Raw genomic sequence first — 1,508 nt, 5'->3', positions numbered from 1 at the left:
AACGCCCCAAAATACTTTGGAGCGAATTTTAAGCTGCCTAGCACATTACCCTATGTAATCTTATAGCGTATCTAGACCCTAACTATTTTTATATAGTCTTTTTGTATAAAGCTATGACTTATTTATGACTTAAAAATTTGAAATTGCATTCAAAACCTCATCTTCTTCAGCATTAATTAAGCAGCCATAGATTTGACATTCACACAAAGATTTTGATAATAAAGAAAAGCCACTGAAATAAATCAGTGACTTTCTACATGGCGCTAAGGCCGTTGTGTAATAATCAATGGCGCTAAGGCCGTTGTTCATAAGTATATTAACATCTCATAACTCTAAAGTCAAAAGATTTACTTTGTAAATAATTCTATTAATTTATTATCAAGTATTGTCATGATTTCATCTGAAACTCTAATTTTTAAAATGGGATCATACTTGTTTATTGGTTTAAGAACTCTTAATTTGCTGATTGTGGAGATATTTTGTACCATTGCATAGGAGTCAACACCCATTTTTTGATATATTTTGGCAACCAAAATAAACTTATTTGCATTATCTAACATTGCTTTTTTCTCTTCATCTGTAACATTTTTAATGTTCTCTATGAACTCATTTAATTGTTTATCTAAGAAAGGGATTGCTTCATTAAGAAAAAAATTACCGATTGGAACATAATAAGGCTTATTTTTTGAACTTAATGGAATTACCGTTAGCACACCATTATTAGGTGAATCATTTTTCGTTAAAACGATAGCTAAATGTTTCCCCTTGATTTCACTACCCATAGATGGTGAAAATTCCACCATTACAACACTTCCGCGCTTAAATCTTTGAAATTTCATTTTATTTTTCCTTCTTTAATTCTTTCATATTCCATCTGAGCTACTGTATCCACTGTATGTTGACCTTTGTTATTTAAGAACCCTCACTGCTTGCGGTGAGGAGTAGTCAGCCAGATACCTATATGTTTCCAGGTGTTTGTGTTAATACATTAAAGGATCAATTAGCACTATATATTATTTCACCTATATTCTACTAAAATCTTCGTTAGATAGATATTTTAAAATAAAGTGAATATTCGATGTTAAATTCATCTAAATCAAATACGCATAACACAGTACTTGACAATCTAAGGTAGTGTGTATATCATAATAGTGAACGGGGTGATATTATGCAGCCAAGAGCGGTGATTTATTGTTCTAAACATGGAGCAACAAAAGAATATGCGCAAGGTTTAGGTAAAAAAAAGAATCTTCCTGTGATTTCGATTGACCATATTTCGGGATACTCTTTCCAAAATATTCCGGTGTATTTTTGTGGTTGGATTCGTAACGGAAAAATCATGGGGTTGAATAAAGCTTCGAAATTATTTATGTGTGTTCAGGTAATTGGTGTGGGTGCCATTGAATATAATGAGGCATATGAATTGAAGTTGAAATATAAGAATGGGATTGTGAATCCAAACTTTAAGTATGTACAGTCGATTCGTAATCTTTCATTGACAACTTTGG

Annotated in this window: 2 protein-coding genes; one reads left to right on the top strand and one right to left on the bottom strand. The window is 31.7% G+C overall.

Annotated features, from left to right (window positions below):
* Positions 1-347: 347 nt before the first annotated feature.
* Positions 348-839, bottom strand: a complete 492-nt coding sequence (locus tag ACZQCL_RS07770) for a type II toxin-antitoxin system PemK/MazF family toxin (RefSeq protein ID WP_419007704.1) — start codon at positions 837-839, stop codon at positions 348-350.
* Positions 840-1,168: 329 nt separating this feature from the next.
* Here ACZQCL_RS07770 and ACZQCL_RS07765 point away from each other — a divergent pair.
* On the top strand, positions 1,169-1,508 hold a 340-nt coding region (locus tag ACZQCL_RS07765), incomplete at its 3' end, for a hypothetical protein (RefSeq protein ID WP_482482614.1).

Source organism: Holdemanella sp. (assembly GCF_056804935.1).
Note: the sequence above shows the minus strand (reverse complement) of the source record. Positions and strands in the feature narration are given on the sequence as shown.

What these genes read in the sequence shown, in the direction of transcription:
- ACZQCL_RS07770 (WP_419007704.1), bottom strand. Translation starts at nt 839, where the DNA reads ATGAAATTTCAAAGATTTAAGCGCGGAAGTGTTGTAATGGTGGAATTT.